Source organism: Bacteroides helcogenes P 36-108 (assembly GCF_000186225.1).
GTDB classification, from domain to species: domain Bacteria; phylum Bacteroidota; class Bacteroidia; order Bacteroidales; family Bacteroidaceae; genus Bacteroides; species Bacteroides helcogenes.
In genome coordinates, this window is record NC_014933.1 from 1162995 (window position 1) to 1181622 (window position 18628).

18 protein-coding genes and 1 pseudogene are annotated in these 18628 nt (G+C 45.8%); 13 read left to right on the forward strand and 6 right to left on the reverse strand.

Features of this window, described 5'->3' with window-relative positions; genetic code table 11:
* Nucleotides 1-5 precede the first annotated feature (5 nt).
* Nucleotides 6-533, reverse strand: a complete 528-nt coding sequence (locus BACHE_RS04475) for a nitroreductase (RefSeq protein WP_013546524.1) — start codon at nucleotides 531-533, stop codon at nucleotides 6-8.
* Between the two features lie 245 nt (nucleotides 534-778).
* On the opposite strand from BACHE_RS04475, the gene BACHE_RS04480 reads away from it, so the two are divergent.
* Nucleotides 779-1129: a winged helix-turn-helix transcriptional regulator gene (locus BACHE_RS04480; protein ID WP_013546525.1), complete on the forward strand. Its 351-nt coding sequence runs from the start codon at nucleotides 779-781 to the stop codon at nucleotides 1127-1129.
* Between the two features lie 104 nt (nucleotides 1130-1233).
* Here the strand turns inward: BACHE_RS04480 and mobV are convergent.
* Nucleotides 1234-2724 (reverse strand): annotated as a pseudogene (gene mobV, locus BACHE_RS04485) (MobV family relaxase).
* A 299-nt stretch (nucleotides 2725-3023) separates the two neighbouring features.
* Between mobV and rbfA the strand changes: the two are divergent.
* Together rbfA and BACHE_RS04495 are read left to right on the forward strand one after the other, a co-directional pair.
* A complete protein-coding gene (rbfA, locus tag BACHE_RS04490) occupies nucleotides 3024-3356 on the forward strand; it encodes a 30S ribosome-binding factor RbfA (RefSeq protein WP_013546528.1) in 333 nt (110 codons plus the stop codon).
* Nucleotides 3353-4591 carry an FtsX-like permease family protein gene (locus tag BACHE_RS04495; protein ID WP_013546529.1) on the forward strand — a complete coding sequence of 413 codons (1239 nt, stop codon included), beginning with the start codon at nucleotides 3353-3355 and terminating at the stop codon, nucleotides 4589-4591. The genes rbfA and BACHE_RS04495 overlap by 4 nt, the downstream gene beginning before the upstream one ends.
* Nucleotides 4592-4798: 207 nt before the next feature.
* Here the strand turns inward: BACHE_RS04495 and BACHE_RS04500 are convergent, their stop codons facing one another.
* Nucleotides 4799-7306 (reverse strand): YfhO family protein, encoded by a 2508-nt coding sequence (locus tag BACHE_RS04500; RefSeq protein ID WP_187289297.1) that lies wholly within the window; start codon nucleotides 7304-7306, stop codon nucleotides 4799-4801.
* A gap of 136 nt (nucleotides 7307-7442) precedes the next feature.
* Between BACHE_RS04500 and BACHE_RS04505 the strand changes: the two genes are divergently transcribed.
* Nucleotides 7443-8159: a 5'-methylthioadenosine/adenosylhomocysteine nucleosidase gene (locus BACHE_RS04505; protein ID WP_013546531.1), complete on the forward strand. Its 717-nt coding sequence runs from the start codon at nucleotides 7443-7445 to the stop codon at nucleotides 8157-8159.
* Entirely contained in the window at nucleotides 8156-8647 is a 492-nt protein-coding gene (locus BACHE_RS04510; protein ID WP_013546532.1) for an S-ribosylhomocysteine lyase, read from the forward strand. Before BACHE_RS04505 ends, BACHE_RS04510 begins: the two co-directional genes overlap by 4 nt.
* Before the next feature lie 40 nt (nucleotides 8648-8687).
* Here the strand turns inward: BACHE_RS04510 and BACHE_RS04515 are convergent, their stop codons facing one another.
* Together BACHE_RS04515 and BACHE_RS04520 are read right to left on the reverse strand one after the other, a co-directional pair.
* Entirely contained in the window at nucleotides 8688-10334 is a 1647-nt protein-coding gene (locus BACHE_RS04515; RefSeq protein ID WP_013546533.1) for an AMP-binding protein, read from the reverse strand.
* A 5-nt stretch (nucleotides 10335-10339) separates the two neighbouring features.
* A complete protein-coding gene (locus tag BACHE_RS04520) occupies nucleotides 10340-10915 on the reverse strand; it encodes a helix-turn-helix domain-containing protein (protein ID WP_013546534.1) in 576 nt (191 codons plus the stop codon).
* 657 nt (nucleotides 10916-11572) lie between these two features.
* Here BACHE_RS04520 and BACHE_RS04530 point away from each other — a divergent pair.
* From BACHE_RS04530 to BACHE_RS04555, 7 genes are all read left to right on the forward strand, one after another.
* On the forward strand, nucleotides 11573-11869 hold the full coding sequence (locus BACHE_RS04530) for a helix-turn-helix domain-containing protein (RefSeq protein WP_013546535.1): 297 nt from the start codon (nucleotides 11573-11575) through the stop codon (nucleotides 11867-11869).
* A gap of 6 nt (nucleotides 11870-11875) precedes the next feature.
* The gene (locus BACHE_RS04535; RefSeq protein ID WP_049778912.1) at nucleotides 11876-12409 is read left to right on the forward strand and encodes a HipA N-terminal domain-containing protein; all 534 of its coding nucleotides are present in this window, start codon (nucleotides 11876-11878) and stop codon (nucleotides 12407-12409) included.
* Nucleotides 12366-12596, forward strand: a complete 231-nt coding sequence (locus BACHE_RS17725; RefSeq protein ID WP_245530916.1) for a hypothetical protein — start codon at nucleotides 12366-12368, stop codon at nucleotides 12594-12596. Before BACHE_RS04535 ends, BACHE_RS17725 begins: the two co-directional genes overlap by 44 nt.
* Before the next feature lie 136 nt (nucleotides 12597-12732).
* Nucleotides 12733-12936 (forward strand): helix-turn-helix transcriptional regulator, encoded by a 204-nt coding sequence (locus BACHE_RS04540; protein ID WP_013546536.1) that lies wholly within the window; start codon nucleotides 12733-12735, stop codon nucleotides 12934-12936.
* A gap of 4 nt (nucleotides 12937-12940) precedes the next feature.
* The gene (locus tag BACHE_RS04545; protein WP_013546537.1) at nucleotides 12941-13279 is read left to right on the forward strand and encodes a HipA N-terminal domain-containing protein; all 339 of its coding nucleotides are present in this window, start codon (nucleotides 12941-12943) and stop codon (nucleotides 13277-13279) included.
* Nucleotides 13272-14213, forward strand: a complete 942-nt coding sequence (locus tag BACHE_RS04550) for a HipA domain-containing protein (RefSeq protein WP_013546538.1) — start codon at nucleotides 13272-13274, stop codon at nucleotides 14211-14213. The genes BACHE_RS04545 and BACHE_RS04550 overlap by 8 nt, the downstream gene beginning before the upstream one ends.
* Nucleotides 14214-14694: 481 nt before the next feature.
* Nucleotides 14695-15813 (forward strand): carboxymuconolactone decarboxylase family protein, encoded by a 1119-nt coding sequence (locus BACHE_RS04555; protein WP_148229814.1) that lies wholly within the window; start codon nucleotides 14695-14697, stop codon nucleotides 15811-15813.
* A gap of 192 nt (nucleotides 15814-16005) precedes the next feature.
* Here the strand turns inward: BACHE_RS04555 and rpsO are convergent, their stop codons facing one another.
* Nucleotides 16006-16275: a 30S ribosomal protein S15 gene (rpsO, locus tag BACHE_RS04560; protein ID WP_013546540.1), complete on the reverse strand. Its 270-nt coding sequence runs from the start codon at nucleotides 16273-16275 to the stop codon at nucleotides 16006-16008.
* A 156-nt stretch (nucleotides 16276-16431) separates the two neighbouring features.
* Here rpsO and typA point away from each other — a divergent pair, with 156 nt between their 5' ends.
* Nucleotides 16432-18231: a translational GTPase TypA gene (gene typA / locus BACHE_RS04565; RefSeq protein WP_013546541.1), complete on the forward strand. Its 1800-nt coding sequence runs from the start codon at nucleotides 16432-16434 to the stop codon at nucleotides 18229-18231.
* Nucleotides 18232-18628: the final 397 nt, after the last annotated feature.

Below are 18628 nucleotides of genomic sequence, written 5' to 3' on the forward strand. Positions count from 1 at the left end.
TTCTATCAATCTACGTAATACACATAATTTTCTTTTCTCTTTCGAGGAAGAGGATTTTCTTGTGCGCTATAACCGATAACACAGTTTCCTATTCCTTCGTAATTTCCTTCGATTCCCCATTCTTTTAAAAGAGATTTACCTTCGGATGTTTCAAAAACTTCTTTGGCACGGTGAATCCAACAACTTCCCAAACCTACCGAATGTGCGGCATTCATAAGGTTACCCATTACCAATGAACCGTCATATAAATATGTCGGACATTGTTTGTCGGCAAGAACAACCAAAACCACTGGAGCATTATAGAAAGGGTCTGAGCTTGTCCCCATAGCATCAGCGTTGAGTTTTGACAGTTTGTCACGCACTTGCTTGTTGGTTACAGCGACGATAATGGGGGATTGTCTCCCCATTCCTGTAGGTGCATAAGATCCCGCTTCGATAATCTTTTCAACCAATGTTCTCTCAGGCATTTTATCCTGATAAGCTCTGATTGCCCTACGGGTTTTCAGAACCTCTAATGTTTCATTTTTACTCATTTTGTTATTTGAACATGATGTTATAAACGCCAACAAGATAGTTGACAATAGAATTTTCAATTTAATATTTGTCATTACGTATATTCTTTTGGGTGCAAAGTTACTCTGTTTTGACAGGATGTACAAGTACTGACAAAAGTATCATATACTGATGATTTTGTCAGTATATAACAAATGTAATAATATATAGTCCATTTCGCTTTTTATCACTAACTTTGCACATAATTATCAATTTAAATAAGTATATGTACGAAAGAAAAATACCATTAGACTTGACTTGTGGCATTAAGTTAGCAATGGAAGTGATAGGAGGCAAGTGGAAAAGCTGCATAATCTTTGACCTACGTGATGGTGCAAAACGCCCAAGCGAATTGATGAAATTTTATCCTGATGCTAATGCACGTGTTATAAACCTCCAACTAAAAGAACTAACAGAATACGGACTTATTGAGAAAAAAATATTTGCAGAATTACCACCTCATTCTGAATATACACTAACGGATTTAGGACGTTCTGTTCTTCCTGTTTTGGATGAATTGAATAATTGGGGAAACAGTATTAAACCTCATATGAAAAAACTTTATGGTGAGAAATAAGACCTTTGGGTATATTAAAAAGAAGAAACTTTAATAGGGACAGAGTTTAATCCTCAGTCCCTATTTAGAAATTATTATTCCGAAGTTATCAATTCTAATGCAATTTATAGCTTAAAACCTCTGTCTGACTTAATCTGCTGCCTTGTACCCATTCGATTAGCTTTCTCAATTTGTTCCTTGAACCAATCGCCAATATGTTGGCTGCCAACCGCAAGTACAAGTTTGCCTTTGTCTATTACTGCCGTAAAGACGGTATCATTAACCTTTATCTTCCGATTATGTTCTTCCGAATAGAGTTCACCGCTGTATGTAAGTGGCTTTCCTTTCATAAGGCGTGCAGTCTGTTCATCATTGAAACCAACAGACTTGCATAGTCCCTCGACTTTCAGCATTTGTGGAAACATAGGATACCATATAGCTGCTTTCTGTAATGCGCCTCTGAATAATTCTGTTGTAGCTTGTTTCTTTGCTATAGCATCGTTCAATGCAGTACTATGCTGCCGTTGCATTTCAAGTATCTGCCGACTGTGTTCGCTTTCCATTGCTTGTAACTGATGTTGCAACGTGCCTATGTCCTCGTCACGGTAGGTAATATCTTGATTTAGCTGTCGGTTTTCCTTTTCCAACTGCTTGAACTTGTTGCTTCCGAAAAGAGAACCGACACTTTCGGCTATGTTGGTAACAGCCGTTGTGGTAGCTCCTTTCAGCCTGTCAGTACGGATTTCGTTCTTCACCTGCTGGAGTTCTTTTTCTGCATCGGTCTTCTGTTCCTGCAACACCTGCAAGCCCGATTCCATCTCCGTATTCTTCTTTTTCAATTCCCTGTAATACTGCAAGGTGGTGGTGTGCCTCGCTTCCGATCCACGTACACCACGTTGTAATCCATATTTCTCCATTGCTTGTGCATAGCTGTCGTGATAGGCTATCAGCTTGTCACGTGTGAGCACATCATCGGCACAGAGCCGTACCGTGTCGGCTGATTTCTTTCTGTACTTGCGCTTGCTGCCGTTCTGTTCGCCCTTAGCTTTTCTCCGTTCCCCCTTGACTATCGGAATGACCGTTGCGTGCAGGTGTGGAGTTTCCTCGTCCATGTGCAGCACTGCCGATACCACGTTGTCCTTTCCGAACTGTGTGTTCAGCTATCGGAGGCTGTCATCACACCAGCCGTCCAACTGCCCGTTGCCTACTACCTGCATCATGTCTTCATGCGTTCCCGACAACACCACACGGATGGCACGTACTTGGTCGGCTGTAATCTTCCGTCTGATGCCTGCCGTCTGTATGCGGTGGGTAATTGCGCCGTCACGGTCTGCCACTCCTTCGGGCAGTTCCACAAGTTCACGGTTTAGACAGGTGCGCCGTGGGTCTGCATTGTCGGGTATGGACTTGCGGTCTATATGGTTGCTCATCCTTGTATCGGAAGAGCCTTTCGCCTTGTTCCCTTTGGCATCCCATAGTGTTTTGGGAATGCTCTGCTTGCAACTGAACTGTGATACAGCCCCGTTGATTGTCACTCGTCCCATGATAGGGACAATACCGTCTTTCTCCTTGCTGCCGTTCACGTAGAACAGCACCTTGAATGTGCTTCTGCTCATGTTTAACTTTTTTGGTTGCAAAACTAATAATCAATGAGTTAAACCTTGATAAGCAAATCTAAGCAGAGCGGCGCAATCGCACGGGAACTGTTAAAACTGTATCTTTATCGAGTAACGAGTTGGAAACCGTTCTGTTTCCTAAATCCGCTTTTCTTTGCTTTTTCCAATTTTAGCAGTTGTCCTCGTCTGACCTCATTATGGCTTTATTTAAAGCCGTTTAGCGTCATTTCCTCCTTTTTATTCGTGCAATACAGAGATTTTGAGTAATTTTGCCATCAAAACATTAGAAGCAGAGTTTTATGGAAACAACCCGTCAGAATAAGATAGCCCGCTTGCTCCAAAAGGAGTTGAGCGATATTTTTTTGTTGCAAACCAAGTCCATGCCGGGAATACTGGTTTCGGTCAGCGCAGTTCGCATCAGTCCCGACATGAGTGTGGCACGCGCTTATCTCAGTATATTCCCTTCAGAGAAAGGAGAAGAAATGATAAAGAATATTAATGCCAATATGAAGTCTGTCCGCTATGAATTGGGAACTCGTGTGCGCCATCAGCTCCGTATCATTCCCGAACTGAAATTCTTTGTGGACGATTCTTTGGATTATCTCGAAAAAATAGACGAGTTGTTGAAGTGAACCTTCCTTTCTACATAGCCCGGCGCTACCTTTTTTCCAAGAAAAAGCATAATGCCATTAATATTATCTCCGGTATTTCCGTATGTGGGGTAGCATTGGCAACATTGGCTCTGGTATGTACACTTTCCGTCTTTAACGGTTTTCAGGATATGGTGGCAGGCTTCTTTACAGCTTTCGATCCGGAACTGAAGATTACAGTTCGTGAAGGAAAAGTTTTTGAACCGAATAGCGCCGCTTTCAGGCAAGTACGTTCCTTTTCTGAAATAGCTGTATGGACAGAAACATTGGAAGAAAATGCCATGGTGCAGTATAAAGACCGTCAGACTATGGCGGTTGTCAAGGGTGTAGATGACAATTTTGAGCAATTGACCTCCATTGACAGCCTGTTGTACGGAACAGGCAAATTTATTCTGCATGATGCAGATGTTGATTACGGCATTTTGGGAGTGGAATTAATATCTGAACTGGGTACGGGAATCCAGTTTGTTGATCCTTTGCAGGTGTATGCTCCCAAAAGGAATGTTCGTGTAAATATGGCCAATCCTTCTGCTTCGTTCAATCGTGATTATCTTTTTTCACCGGGTGCGGTTTTTGTCGTGAACCAGCAGAAGTATGACGCAAGATATATTCTTACTTCCATTGGTTTTGCCCGCCGCTTGTTTGATTATGATACGGAAGTTTCGGCGGTAGAGCTAAAGTTGAAGCCGGGTGCTGACATTACTTCTGTACGGAACAGAATTACCCGCATCTTGGGAGATGGTTTTCTTGTGCAGAACCGCTATGAACAGCAGGCTGACGTATTTCGTATCATGGAGATAGAGAAGTTCATATCTTACCTTTTCCTTACTTTCATTCTTGCGATTTCCTGTTTTAACGTAATAGGCTCTTTGTCCATGCTTATCCTTGATAAACGTGAAGATGTGGATACTTTGCGGAATCTTGGTGCGGATGACAAACTGATTGCCCGTATATTTTTGTTTGAAGGGCGCTTGATTTCTATATGCGGTGCGCTGGCGGGTATTTTTTTCGGTTTGCTGCTATGCTTTCTTCAACAGCGTTTCGGTATTATTTCTCTCGGAGGAAGCGGCAGTTTTGTTGTTGATTCCTATCCTGTCAGTGTGCATTTTACAGATGTGTTGCTGATTTTTATAACAGTGATAGCGGTTGGCTTTCTGTCTGTGTGGTATCCTGTACATTATCTTACTTGCAGGCTTCTGAAAAAAGATCATCGATGAAATCCTCCTTTTCGTCGATTTGATTTCTCCCCTGTTTTTGCATTTCGTATATTTGTCTCGGAATCAAATAGAGATGGTTTGTCGCTGTTACGGCACTTTCATAACTTGAATATAGTAGAAGAGACTCTCTCTAAATAGCGTTTTTTCATGTATTATTGACTTGAAGCCGTTTTTGCCCGTGAGGGCAGAAACGGCTTTTTATTTTGATCATTTGGCATACTTCTTTTTAGCTGCCAGCACCACGGCAATGATTCCTATCATCAATAGTGCCAGTGCCCCGTAAGCAATACTTTCCGTTACATGAAGACTTGCCGGGTCGAAGTGCATTTCGATGGTATGTCGTCCGGCAGGAATGTACATGCTGCGGAGTATGTAGTCGGCACGCGCTATTTCGGTGGGTTTTCCGTCGATGCTGACTTGCCAGCCATCCGGATAATAAATTTCGGAGAACACGGCAATACCGTCTTTGGCATTGTCCGTTTCGTAAACCAGTCGGTTCGGTTCGTAGTTTGTCAGGCGTATGGAGGAGAGGCTGTCTTTGTAGCTCTCGGTTACCCCTTTTAATATACCCTTGAAGCGCATATCTACTACTGCTGTCTCTGTTGGTAGAATGTTGTTCAATGCGTCAATTTCCTCGTTGGCATTGTTTACATATTGCACTTTGCCGACAAACCAGGCATTGCCGTAGGCATAAGGATTGAGAACGGGAATGGTCTGTTGTCCTTGTTGTCCTGCCGGCAGAATGAAATATTTGGTGTTCAGCATATTCAGTACGCGGAACTTGGAGGCGTCCACACTGTCCATTTTGCCACCGGCAGCAACAATGGCGCCATAGGCAGCCTGCATTTCAGGAGAGATATGATGCTCTATCATTTCCTGATAGCGGCGCAGTTTGGCGGCATGATATCCGCCGACACTTTTGTGCCAGTAGGCGGTATTGTTTTCGTTGAAAGTATTGGTGGCAAAGTTCAGTACCCGGTAGTCCAGAGCTTTGTCTTGCAGAATCTGCTCATCGGATGCCGTTTTGCTGAAGGTTTCTGTCTGGATAGAACGGGGCACGAAGAGTTCGTCATGGAGATAACGTTTGTTTACGGTCCACATATCTATCAGGCAGAGCACTGCGATGCCGGCGATGGTCAGTGACCGGCGTAGTTTTCCTTTAATGTAGAGCCATAGCAGTCCGCAGCCCGCAAGGATAATGAAAAGGCTGCGCAATGCGTCGGAGGTGACCAACGCGGCACGCATCTCGCCGAGGTTGGCAAGGATGCCTGCTAACTCATTGGACGGTATCATCTGGCGGTCAACTGCATTTTGCAGCATCTGGGCTTCCTGTGCAGGAACGTAATCGGTGAAAATCCCCGGTGAGACGTACATCAGCAGTGCTACGCCCGCAGTAAGCGCCAGGCTGACACCTGCTGCTTTCAGATTTTCCCTTATGATTCCGGGTTCTTCTAATATGCGTTTCAAGGCGAAGATGGCTAATAAGGGTATGGTAAACTCTGCTATGACGAGTATGGAGGACACGGCCCGGAACTTGCTGTACATAGGTATATAGTCGATGAAGAAATCCGTCAGTGGCATGAAGTTCTTGCCCCACGAAAGCGTGATGGAGAAAAGAGTGGCTCCTATCAGCGCCCACTTTAGCGGACCTTTCACGATGAAGCAGCCCAGAACGAAAAGGAACAGCACGAAAGCTCCTGCATAGACGGGACCTGAAGTCATGGGCTGGTCGCCGAAATATTGCGTCAGGCTTTGATATAGTCCGCTGTACATCGGATTGGCCTTTTCCATAGCCTTTTCATTCGTGGAGAGGGGGACGGATGCGCCGCCTTTGAAGTTGGGCACGAGCAAGGTCAGGGTTTCGCCTACTCCATAGCTCCATTGTGTGATATAATCGCGTTCCAGTCCGCTGTCGGTTTGGTTAGCGGCATTTTCAGCTTTCACCAGTTCACTTTTGCCACGCATGGTTTCCTTGCTGTAAGTATAGGTATGGTATAGGTTTGATAGGTTGGCAGCTACACCTATGAGGGCTGCCACTGCCAGTACGGCACTCGCCTTGAAGAACTGCGGCAGTGTTTTGTTGCGCCATGCATCTTCAAAGTACGCTCCCACAAAGAACAGGATGACAAACAGAAAATAGTAGGACATCTGCACATGGTTAGATGTAATCTGCAAGGCGATGAAGATAGCGGTGACGATACCTCCCGACAGTATTTTTCCCCGGTAGGCAAGCACTATGCCTGCCAGTGTGGGCGGAATGTAGGCAAGAGTGATGAATTTCCAGATATGTCCGGCGGCAATCAGGATAAAGAAATAGGAAGAAAATGCCCAAATGATTCCGCCCAATCCGGCCAGCCAGACCGGTATGCCAAATGCTCTCAGTAAAATGTAGAATCCCAGCATCAGGATGAATGTCAGGCTGACATAGTTGGGGAGGAACAGTTGATATACTTTCTGTGTCCATTGCAACGGCTTGGCGGAGTCATACGACGGAGCTATCTGATAGGTCGGCATACCGCCAAAGATCGAGTTGGTCCATCGGGTACGTTCGCCTGTTTGTTCATAATATTCTTTGGCTTCTTGACCGGCTCCGGCTCCGGCGGCCATATCATGCTGAAACAGGATGCGGTTCTCTATGTCGGCCGGGAAAAAGTAGGCGAAAGAGAGCAGAATGAATGCCAGAATGGCAATCAAATCAGGGAGAATCTTCTTCATCATCTTGAATGTGTTTTTTTGATGGCACAAAGATAATGCAATTAAGGTTCAGATACATAAAATAGGGTCGGCAAATTATGAATTACGTATGAAAATGTTGTACCTTTGCCTTGAATTCAGTATAAATTGACAGGATATGACGATAGGCATTATCAGTGCGATGGACAGTGAACACCGTCAGTTGGTGGCACGTTTGCGTGAAAAGAAGGTGATGGAGAACGGTGGCTTTCATTATGTGGAAGGCGTGGCGGGCGACAACCGTGTGGTACTTACCCGTTGCGGCATCGGCAAGGTGAGTGCAGCGATAGGTGCTACGGAGCTGATACGCCGTTTTTCTCCTGACTGCATTATCAGTACAGGCGTGGCGGGCGGCATTGATGCATGTTTAAAGGTGACGGATGTGGTGGTAAGCGAACGTTTGGTGTACCATGATGTCTGGTGTGGTGACGGCAACGAATACGGGCAGGTGCAGGGCTTTCCCGCCGAATATGAAGGCTTCCCCCCTCTGCTGGAGCATGCTCTGTCATTAAACAATGCCGGATTGGAAAGCCGTATTCATGGAGGACTTATCTGTACGGGCGACCGGTTTATCACCGACCGCACAGAGTTGGACGTTATCAAACGACGCTTTCCCGCCGGGCTTGCCGTTGATATGGAGTCCGCTGCTATTGCCCAAACCTGCTTCCTGTATCATACTCCTTTCCTCAGTTTCCGCATTATCAGCGATATTCCCGGTGTAGAAGACCATTCTTCCCGGTATGCTGATTTCTGGACAACGATGGCAGAACGCTCATTTCTTGCAACGTGGGCTTTCCTTTCCTCTATAAATCATAAATTAATCATAAACTCATGAAGAAGATTCCCAGTTTTACCATTGACCACATCCGCCTGTTACGCGGCATTTATGTATCGCGCAAGGACGAAGTGAACGGAGAAGTTATCACCACCTTCGATATCCGTATGAAGGAGCCCAACCGCGAACCGGCTTTGGGCCAAGGCGCACTGCATACCATAGAACATCTGGCTGCCACTTATCTGCGCAATGAGCCGCATTGGCAGGATAAGATTGTTTATTGGGGGCCTATGGGATGCCTTACCGGAAATTACCTGCTGATGAAAGGTGATTTGCAGCCGCAAGACATCGTGCCTCTGATGCAGGATGCTTTTCGTTTTGTTGCCGAATATGAAGGTGAAGTGCCCGGTACTGCTCCGCAAGATTGCGGCAACTGCCTTCTCCACGATCTGCCTATGGCAAAGTGGGAGGCTGCCAAATATCTGCATGAAGTATTGGAGCAGATGAAAGAGGAGAATATGAAGTATCCGGAAAAGAATGAAGAATGATAAGAAAAAGGATTGGAGATTAATCTCCAATCCTTTTTCTTTATATAATTTCTATTCCCTGTTCCTTGCAGAGTTGCAGTCCCAAGTCTTTCAGCTTGAACTTCTGAATCTTCCCGCTTCCGGTCATCGGGAACTCTTTTATGAAGAAGATGTATTTGGGAATTTTGTAGCGTGATATCTTTCCTATACAGAAGTCTCGTACGTCTGACTCATGCATATCCACCCCTTCGTGCAGGATGATGAATGCCCCCACGGCCTCACCGTATTTCCTGGAAGGGATGCCTGCTACCTGAACGTCTTTCACTCCTTCCAGTTTATAAAGAAATTCTTCAATTTCCCGTGGGTAGATGTTTTCACCGCCACGGATAATCATGTCCTTTATGCGGCCTGTGATGCGGTAGTTGCCATTTTCATCCTTTATCCCAAGGTCACCGGAATGCAGGAAACCGTTTGGGTCTATCACTTCGGCCGTGGCCTGCGGATTCTTGTAATAACCTTTCATCGTGTTATATCCACGGTTGCACATTTCCCCCTGCACACCCACCGGACATTCTTCTCCGGTTTCCGGATCGATGACCCTTACTTCTGTATGTTCAAAGTCATGTCCTACGGTGTTGCATCGCACGTCAAACGGATCATCCAGACAGCTCGCCGTCATGCCGGGGGAGGCTTCGGTCAATCCGTAAACGCTGGTGACCTTCATGTACATTTTTTCCTCCACCTGCTTCATCAATTCCACGGGACAGAGAGAACCTGCCATAATGCCCGTGCGAAGACTGGACATATCAAACATATCGAACATCGGATGGTGCAGTTCGGCAATGAACATGGTGGGTACTCCGTAGAGTGCCGTGCAGCGCTCTTTGTGGATAGAAGCAAGCACCACCAACGGGTCGAAACGTTCTACCATGACTTCCGTGCAGCCATGCGTCAGGCAGTTCATGGTGGCAAGCACTACGCCGAAGCAGTGGAATAGCGGCACGCAGACACACAACTTGTCGTCTGCGGTGAACTTCATGTGTTCACCGGTCAGGTAGCCGTTGTTGGTTATATTGTAGTGCGTCAGCATCACTCCTTTGGGAAATCCTGTGGTTCCGGACGTGTATTGCATGTTCACCACGTCATGGCAGGTCACCAGGTTTTTGAGTTTGTTCAGGTGGTCATCTTTCACGTTGTCGCCCAGAAGCAGAATTTCGGCGGTGTTGTACATTCCCCGGTGCTTTTCCGGCCCCACGTAGATAACATTCTTCATGTGAGGAAAACGTTCGCTTTTCAGATGTCCGCGTTCGCATGTTTTCAGTTCCGGTAGCATGGCGTAAGTCATCTGCACGAAGTTGCTGTCCTTTTCACCGTTGACAATGCAGAGGGTGTGCATGTCCGAATTCCCACACAGGTATTCCAGTTCGGCCTGTTTATAGTTAGTGTTTACGGTTACATAGACGGCGCCTATCTTGGCACAGGCGTAAAGCAAAGTAAGCCAGTCCGGCACATTTGCCGCCCAGATGCCCACGTGTGTGCCCCGTTTCACACCGATGGCGATAAGTCCTTTGGCCATGTCGTCCACTCGCCTGTTGAACTGGCTCCATGTGAAGCGCAGGTTTCGGTCAGAATACACGATGTATTCTTTATCTGGCGTATTCTCTGCCCAGTGCTCCAGCCATTGGCCGAGCGTTCTTTCGTATAGCATAAGAATCAGATGGGTGTATAGATCACTGCAAGTATTTTTGCCGCTTGTCCCTCGTAGGAGTGTACGTGGTGCGGAACGATGGAGTCATAATAGATACTGTCTCCTTCTTCAAGCAGATAGGTGTGCTTGCCGTAGCTGATTTCCATGGTTCCTTCCATAACCATGATAAACTCTTCGCCCTCGTGAGAGGAGAGCACAAAGTCACTGTCTTCCGTGCATGCCACGTCGATAATGAACGGTTCCATGTGCCGGTCGGCCTTCGACTTTGAGAGTGAATGGTAAACCATGTGCTTGCGGCTCTGGATGGCGTTGTTGGAGAAACTGATACTGTTTTGTGCTTCATTCTTGCGGCACACCACAGGGCCGTTCTCGTCCTGGTCATCGAGAAATGTGCCCAGACGTACGCCCAGTACACGGGCTATCTTGATAAGTGGAGCCAGTGAAGGGAGGTCGATATTGTTTTCGATGCGTTCTACCTGTTCGATGGCGAGTCCCGAACGTTGTGCCAGATCTTCCATGCTGATGGATTGGCTTTCACGGAGCGATTTGATTTTTTCTCCTACAATCTTACTTGTATCCATAATGATGTGCTTTCAGTCTAAAAGGTTATGATTCGTTGTTGTTAAATCGCAAAAATAAGATAAACTTTGGCTTGGTGCAAGAATATGGAGGGAAAAAATTTGATTTGCGGGGAGAGTAAAGGGATAATCAGTTCTGTCCTATTTGTCTTCTCCTCCCTACCAACTCCCTGTTTTCTCCGTGTCTATAGAGTGAGAAAACACAAGGAGCAGATATGGAGCAGATATGGAGGAGGTAGGGAGGAGATAGGGCGAGGACTGAATTGTTCTGTTTGTCTGATTTTTCTGGATTTTGCAGGATCGGTGGTTCAGACTTTTATTTTCCCGATACACTGTTCTCACCTCCTTGGTTATCAGTATTTTAATGTTTTAATTGGTACGAATGGTAAAAAATAAGTGGGAGAGAAAGTAAACGCAAGTTCATGTTGCTGATTTTCACCCCTATTACCTAAATACGTCGTACCGCAGCTTTTCAGGTAGTTTTTTTGCTGTAACTCTATGGTGCAAAGGTATGAAAAGACAAGCAAAAACGGGTGAAAATGAGAGCAAACCAACACTTAAAACACTAAAATAGTTGATAATTAGGCTTATTATCTTGGAAATGTTTGTTGTAGTAAACACTGTTATTTATATTTGCATCGAACAATAAACATTTTAAGTATGAGCAGAAAGACTTTCGGTAAGGTGATGCCAAGACCTGTTATGCAGAATCTTGAGTTGATGGGCGAACAGATTATGTTGGCTCGCAAGCGTCGTCATCTCTCTATGCAGGACATTGCCGACCGTGCAACGGTGACCCGACTGACGGTGTCGAAAGTGGAACATGGTGACCCATCGGTAGCATTTGGCATTTATGCTCGCGTGCTGTATGCACTCAATTTGGAGAATGATTTGAAACTGATTGCCGGTAACGATGTGCTCGGTCGTGACTTGCAGGATGCTGAACTGAAAAAATAGCAGGATATGGAGAAGATATATGTATATGCCGATTTTGATTTTCTTGGTCAAACCGAGAAAATCGGGATACTTTCATACGAGCGTGTGAGAGGTAATGACCATTTCTCTTTTGAGTATAGTCCTGAATGGTTGAAAAAGCATGGAGGTATCCTCCTTAGTGGCGATGTGATGAATGTGAGAGGCATGCAACATCCTCGTGGGGGTAATTCGGTGTTCGGTTTCGTGGAAGATTCCTTCCCCGACCGTTGGGGGCGACTACTTCTTGACCGTAGGGAACGATTGGCTGCACAGGAAGAACAAAGACCTATTCGCTCGCTCAGTAATTATGATTATCTTGTAGGTATCGAAGACCTGACCAGAATGGGCGGTATTCGTTACAGTACGGAAGAAAACGGAACATTCATTAATGAAGACTCTGAATATAGTGTGCCACCCTTAGAGAGCCTGCGTGCCCTATGTGATGCGTGCGAAGAACTGGAATCGGCCGAAGAGAGAAATGAGTTCATCTACCAAGCGTTATCAATGCTTGCTGATAAATGAGAACACCGAAGCTTCTGACATCAAAGTGCTGCTTGAATCATGCGAAAGTTATATGCTTAGTCGCAAAGATGCTCAAAGCATTGTAGACGAAGTATGCAGCGCCATCAACGATTGGCAACGCATTGCCACTGAGAACCAAATTCCCATAAAAGTGATAGTGGGATATGCTGAGAGGTGGAAAAAATAAGTATTTAACATTGTGCTTTCTGTTGTTTTTTATATCATTCGGGGTATATTATTGACGCGTTACAAAGCATTATACCCTTTTTGATATAAATAAAAAATAAACAAGTATCTTTGTACCCGAAATGATATAAAATGGCATGAATAATTTATCTCCTATCGTAAAATCACTGCGAAAGCAGTATGGGCTGACTCAAGAAGACCTTTCCTTGAAATCAGGATTAGGCTTACGTTTTGTTCGAGACTTGGAACAAGGCAAAGAGTCTTTGCGTCTTGATAAAGTGAACCAATTGCTCGACTTCTTCAACTATGAAGTAATCGCTGCCCCCAAAGTAAAGCCGTAATGTTATGAGACAAGCCAATGTATATTACAAAGACCAATTAGCAGGTGTGTTGACGGAAAATGATGAAGGATATGAGTTTTCTTACCTTCAAACCTATCTACAGGCTGATAATGCCAAACCGGTCAGCTTAACCTTGCCTCTTCAAGAACACGCGTTTAAGAGCGGTGTGCTGTTTCCTTTTTTCGATGGTTTGATACCGGAAGGATGGTTGCTTGATGTGGCGATGCGTAACATGGATATCAGCATCCTTGACCGCATGTCGTTATTATTGGTTTGTTGCAAGGACTGTATAGGAGCCGTTAGTATTGAACCTATTGAAGTAAAGGAGGTGTCGCATGTGTAATTGTTTGTATTGCTATCAACCTCTTGTCAATGGCGAGAAAGATATGCATTCCGGTTGCATAAAAAAATTCTTTGGTCAAACGGAGATGCCTGCATTGGATTATACCACAGAGCACTTGGATGAGCTTGCAAAACAGGTGATTCAAGAACAGACCTCGCTGACAGGGGTTCAGCCAAAGCTGTCTTTATATCTGAACAGGCATGAGGGAAATAGCAGGCTGACAATAGTCGGTCTGTGGGGGGGATACATCTGTAAACCACAGACCATCACCTACGAGCAGATGCCGGAAGTAGAGGATTTGACAATGCACTTGGCCGAATTAGCCCGAATAGAGGTTGTTCCTCACACGTTGATGCGCATGGCAGATGATTCATTATGCTATCTTACGCGACGGATAGACCGCACTTCGAATGGTGGAAAATTGGCTATGGAAGACATGTGCCAACTCACAGAACGACTCACCGAGCATAAGTATAAAAGTAGTTACGAGCGAATAGGAAAGTCCGTGCTTCAGTACTCTTCTGTACCCAAAATGGATGTCACCAATTTCTTTGATATAGTCCTGTTCTCATGGTTGACAGGCAACAATGACATGCACTTGAAGAATTTTTCACTCTATGAACCGGATGATAATCATATACGGTTAACGCCAGCTTATGATTTGCTCAACGCTGCGATAATCAATCCAAAAGATGATGAAGAATTGGCATTGACGCTGAACGGCCGAAAAAAGAAGTTGAAAAAGAGTGATTTCTTGAAATGCGCTGAAAGCTTAGGCATAGAAGCTGTTATTGTAAACCGTCTTATCAATAAGTATATGAAGCTTTTGCCGAAGTTTGAGGCGATGATTCATTGTTCTTTCTTGAGTGAAGAACTAAAACAAAAATATTACGAATTGCTAAGAGAACGGATGGCAAGGTTATCAACAGAATAATCAGTTGGTCACTTTGCGGCTCTTTCGTTGAATTGTACCATCATTTGTAATCTTAAAAATTTAATCAAGTAGATATTATGTTAGAAATACCAGAGAATAACGGTAAAATATTTGCTCCACTCAAAAACAGATAATGAATTTGATAATTACAAATCATTCTTTGATGAATTGAACGAAGGGTACGCTTCAAAATGAGAGTATGCGTCCATAGCTGTTGGATGTTAAATTTTGTGTATCTATATATGCGAGACGCTGCTTAACCGTCTTGATGTATGAGTAATCATGGGTAGAAAGCTTTTCTTTCTCGCTTTTTGATATTTATTAGTATCTGGCGGAAGACGGACGGATTGAGCTCCTGACTATTCCGAAGGTGGGGTATAAACCGATTGTGTAATATGTGTAATAATGGTTGGAGAATCCGTAATTTGTATAGCGGCGGATTGTTTCGTTGGCAGTATCTTTGCCTCAAAATCCTAAGATTATGAAGACAATGAACAAACTGATGGCAGCGGCCTTTCTGACGGCAGCAGCTTGCCATCCTGCTAATGCACAACAGAATATGGAAAATGTATTGAACCCACGGCAGCAGAACATGGCTGCCATTGCTTGCCTGGAAGCAAAAGGCGACTTGGAGAACCTTTCCAAAGCCATCCATGCAGGTCTGGACGAAGGTCTGGAAGTCAACGAGATTAAGGAAGCGCTTTCGCAACTCTATGCCTATACCGGTTTTCCCCGAAGCCTTAACGGATTGGGCACTCTCCGGCAGGTGCTTGCCGAGCGCAGGGAGAAAGGCGTTGAAGACAGGGAAGGCAAGGATGCCGATTCGTTGCCCGCAGATTATGATGCCTTGAAGAACGGCACTGCCGTGCAGACCCGGCTCACAGGTGCAGCCTTTGACTATACCTTTGCTCCGGCCACGGACTATTACTTGAAAGCCCATCTTTTTGGTGACATCTTTGCACGAAACAATCTTACTTTTGCTGATCGTGAACTGGTTACAGTCAGTGCATTGTCCGGGCTCAGGGGAGTGGAGCCTCAGTTGAAGGCACATATACACGGCGCTAAAAACATGGGGATGACGGATGCGGAGATACATTCCATCCCTGCCGCATTGAGGCAGAAGGTAGGCGAGGCAGAGGCCTACCGGGCCGAAAAAGCCATTGCCGAGGTGTATGGTGAGGAACTGTCCGGAGGTGAGCCCATAGAGCCCGTATTTCCGAGAGGTGAGCCGAATGCAGCTTATGCCAAGTATTTCATAGGGAACAGCTATCTGGCTACTCTGGCAACGGGCGAAGGCAGACTGCCGGTAGCCAATGTGACCTTTGAGCCCCGTTGCCGCAACAACTGGCACATCCATCATGGAGGCGGGCAAATCCTTGTCTGCGTGGCGGGCAGAGGATGGTATCAGGAGTGGGGGAAGCCTGCCCGTAAGTTGCGTCCCGGTGATGTGGTGGATATTCCGGCCGAAGTGAAGCACTGGCACGGCGCGGCTGCCGACAGTTGGTTTCAGCACATAGCCATCGGCGTTCCGGCTGAGGGAGCAAGTGCAGAGTGGCTTGAAGCGGTGACGGACGAGGAATATGACGGATTGCAAGGTTAGGCTTTTCGCATCAGGAAGAGGTAAGCCTTAAAGTTATGCGGTGTGCGGATATATATATATCCGTGTGCGGCGTACAAACGTCTGCAAGCCGTGAACGGACTTTGCCTTATATGTCTGGTGCGATGGAAATAAAAAAGGAAGCTCTTCCCGCGCGGGATGAACTTCCTTTTCAATGTTTTTGCCGCAAGTAGATTACTTACGCAGGCCGAGTTCCTTAATGATGTTACGGTAGCGGTTGATGTCGCGGTTGTACAAGTAAGTCAACAGCGAACGGCGTTTGCCTACCAACATGGTCAGGGCTCTTTCAGTACTATAATCCTTTCTGTTGAGCTTCATGTGCTCAGTCAGACGGGCAATACGGTAGGAAAACAAAGCTATCTGAGACTCAGCCGAGCCAGTATCAGAGTTAGACTTCCCGTGTTTGCCGAAGATTTCTTGCTTTTTAGCAGCGTCTAAATACATAATGTTGAATTAAAAAGTTGTTATAAATATTCCCTTTCGGGGCTGCAAAGATAGAGATTATCTTTTATATCACAATGATATTCAGCAAAAAAATCCTGTCTATACCATATATCTAATCCAAAATGACTAACTTTGCGCCCAAATAATAGGTATTATATGCAAAATATTAGAAACATTGCAATTATTGCCCATGTCGATCATGGGAAAACGACGCTCGTTGACAAGATGCTTCTGGCCGGAAACCTTTTCCGCAGCAACCAGAGTACAGGTGAATTAATGTTGGATAACAATGATTTGGAGCGTGAACGAGGTATAACGATTCTTTCAAAGAACGTTTCAATCAATTACAAAGACACTAAGATTAACATTATTGATACTCCGGGACACAGTGACTTCGGGGGCGAAGTAGAACGTGTGCTGAACATGGCAGATGGATGCATCCTGCTGGTAGATGCCTTTGAGGGACCCATGCCGCAGACGCGTTTTGTGTTGCAGAAAGCTTTGCAGATAGGCCTGAAGCCCATCGTTGTGGTGAATAAGGTGGACAAGCCGAACTGTCGCCCCGAAGAAGTGTATGAGATGGTGTTCGACCTGATGTTCAGCCTTAATGCCACGGAAGATCAACTGGACTTCCCCGTGATTTACGGGTCGGCAAAGAATGGCTGGATGAGCACGGACTGGCAGAAGCCTACCGACAACATCTACGCGCTGCTGGACTGCATTATAGAGAACATCCCTGCACCCGAGCAGTTGGAGGGTACGCCTCAGATGCTGATCACGTCATTGGATTACTCCTCTTATACAGGCCGTATCGCCGTGGGACGTGTACACCGCGGTACGCTCAAAGAAGGCATGAATGTCTCTTTGGCGAAGCGTGACGGAAGCATCACGAAAAATAGAATCAAGGAAGTACATACTTTTGAAGGCATGGGCCGCGTCAAGGTGACGGAAGTTTCCTCCGGAGACATCTGCGCATTGGTAGGCATCGACGGCTTTGAAATCGGCGACACTGTCTGCGATTTCGAGAACCCCGAAGCATTGCCGCCCATCGCCATCGACGAACCGACGATGAGTATGCTGTTCACCATCAACGACTCTCCCTTTTATGGCAAGGAAGGCAAGTTTGTGACATCACGCCACATACACGACCGTCTGATGAAGGAACTGGACAAGAATCTGGCGTTGCGTGTGCGCAAGAGTGAGGACGATGGCAAATGGATCGTTTCCGGCCGTGGCGTGTTGCACTTGTCTGTGTTGATAGAGACGATGCGCCGCGAGGGATACGAGCTGCAAGTAGGTCAGCCTCAGGTGATCTATAAGGAGATAGACGGGGTGAAGAACGAGCCTATCGAGGAGTTGACGATCAACGTCCCTGAAGAATTCTCCAGCAAGATGATTGATATGGTGACCCGTCGCAAGGGAGACTTGGTGAAGATGGAAAGTGCGGGCGAGCGTGTGAACCTTGAGTTCGACATGCCGTCACGAGGCATCATCGGTCTGCGCACCAACGTGCTGACTGCTTCGGGTGGCGAGGCCATTATGGCACACCGCTTCAAGGAATACCAGCCGTTCAAGGGTGCGATAGAACGCCGTACCAACGGTTCCATTATCGCTATGGCAAGCGGAACGGCTTTCGCGTATGCCATCGACAAGTTGCAGGATCGCGGCAAGTTCTTCATCTTCCCGCAGGAAGAAGTCTATGCCGGTCAGGTGGTGGGCGAACACAGTCACGACAAAGACTTGGTGGTGAACGTCACCAAATCGAAGCAGTTGACCAATACCCGTGCTTCGGGCACTGACGACAAGGCCCGTCTGATACCGCCCGTACAGTTCTCTCTGGAAGAGGCTTTGGAGTACATCAAGGAAGACGAGTATGTGGAAGTGACTCCGAAATCCATGCGTATGCGCAAGGTGATTCTCGATGAGAACGAACGCAAGCGCGCGAATAAGAATTAAAGAATAGATCCGGTCGGATTATCTTTTATATATAAGAACAAAGTCCATTGCATTTCATCCCTTGAAGGGATATGTATGCAATGGACTTCGTTTTTTATAAATTCGGAAAGGATGTGGAACGTCATTGAATAGTGATTCCAATACCTTTTATGACGCTTATTTTGATGGACGGAGCTGTTGCCAGTTTTTTGCGTAATTTGTAGAGGAGGGTATCATGGTTTCTCGTTTTACAATTTCACCTTTGTTTTCACACAGCATTTGCATGACTTTCGCTTCCGGTCCGGTTAATCTGATACTTTCTCCTTTTTTATCGCATTATATTTCATTATTTACATTCATACATTAACAGTCCAACAATGAATAGGATTAAGGAAGTACTTGAGGCTTGCCAATCAAA

Excerpts from the sequence above, each read along its gene's own strand:
- BACHE_RS04475 (WP_013546524.1), bottom strand. The coding sequence starts at position 533 with ATGAGTAAAAATGAAACATTAGAGGTTCTGAAAACCCGTAGGGCAATC.
- BACHE_RS04480 (WP_013546525.1), top strand. The coding sequence starts at position 779 with ATGTACGAAAGAAAAATACCATTAGACTTGACTTGTGGCATTAAGTTA.
- rbfA (WP_013546528.1), top strand. The coding sequence starts at position 3,024 with ATGGAAACAACCCGTCAGAATAAGATAGCCCGCTTGCTCCAAAAGGAG.
- BACHE_RS04500 (WP_187289297.1), bottom strand. The coding sequence starts at position 7,306 with ATGAAGAAGATTCTCCCTGATTTGATTGCCATTCTGGCATTCATTCTG.
- BACHE_RS04505 (WP_013546531.1), top strand. The coding sequence starts at position 7,443 with ATGACGATAGGCATTATCAGTGCGATGGACAGTGAACACCGTCAGTTG.
- BACHE_RS04510 (WP_013546532.1), top strand. The coding sequence starts at position 8,156 with ATGAAGAAGATTCCCAGTTTTACCATTGACCACATCCGCCTGTTACGC.
- BACHE_RS04515 (WP_013546533.1), bottom strand. The coding sequence starts at position 10,334 with ATGCTATACGAAAGAACGCTCGGCCAATGGCTGGAGCACTGGGCAGAG.
- BACHE_RS04520 (WP_013546534.1), bottom strand. The coding sequence starts at position 10,915 with ATGGATACAAGTAAGATTGTAGGAGAAAAAATCAAATCGCTCCGTGAA.
- BACHE_RS04530 (WP_013546535.1), top strand. The coding sequence starts at position 11,573 with ATGAGCAGAAAGACTTTCGGTAAGGTGATGCCAAGACCTGTTATGCAG.
- BACHE_RS04535 (WP_049778912.1), top strand. The coding sequence starts at position 11,876 with ATGGAGAAGATATATGTATATGCCGATTTTGATTTTCTTGGTCAAACC.
- BACHE_RS17725 (WP_245530916.1), top strand. The coding sequence starts at position 12,366 with ATGAGTTCATCTACCAAGCGTTATCAATGCTTGCTGATAAATGAGAAC.
- BACHE_RS04540 (WP_013546536.1), top strand. The coding sequence starts at position 12,733 with ATGAATAATTTATCTCCTATCGTAAAATCACTGCGAAAGCAGTATGGG.
- BACHE_RS04545 (WP_013546537.1), top strand. The coding sequence starts at position 12,941 with ATGAGACAAGCCAATGTATATTACAAAGACCAATTAGCAGGTGTGTTG.
- BACHE_RS04550 (WP_013546538.1), top strand. The coding sequence starts at position 13,272 with ATGTGTAATTGTTTGTATTGCTATCAACCTCTTGTCAATGGCGAGAAA.
- BACHE_RS04555 (WP_148229814.1), top strand. The coding sequence starts at position 14,695 with ATGAAGACAATGAACAAACTGATGGCAGCGGCCTTTCTGACGGCAGCA.
- rpsO (WP_013546540.1), bottom strand. The coding sequence starts at position 16,275 with ATGTATTTAGACGCTGCTAAAAAGCAAGAAATCTTCGGCAAACACGGG.
- typA (WP_013546541.1), top strand. The coding sequence starts at position 16,432 with ATGCAAAATATTAGAAACATTGCAATTATTGCCCATGTCGATCATGGG.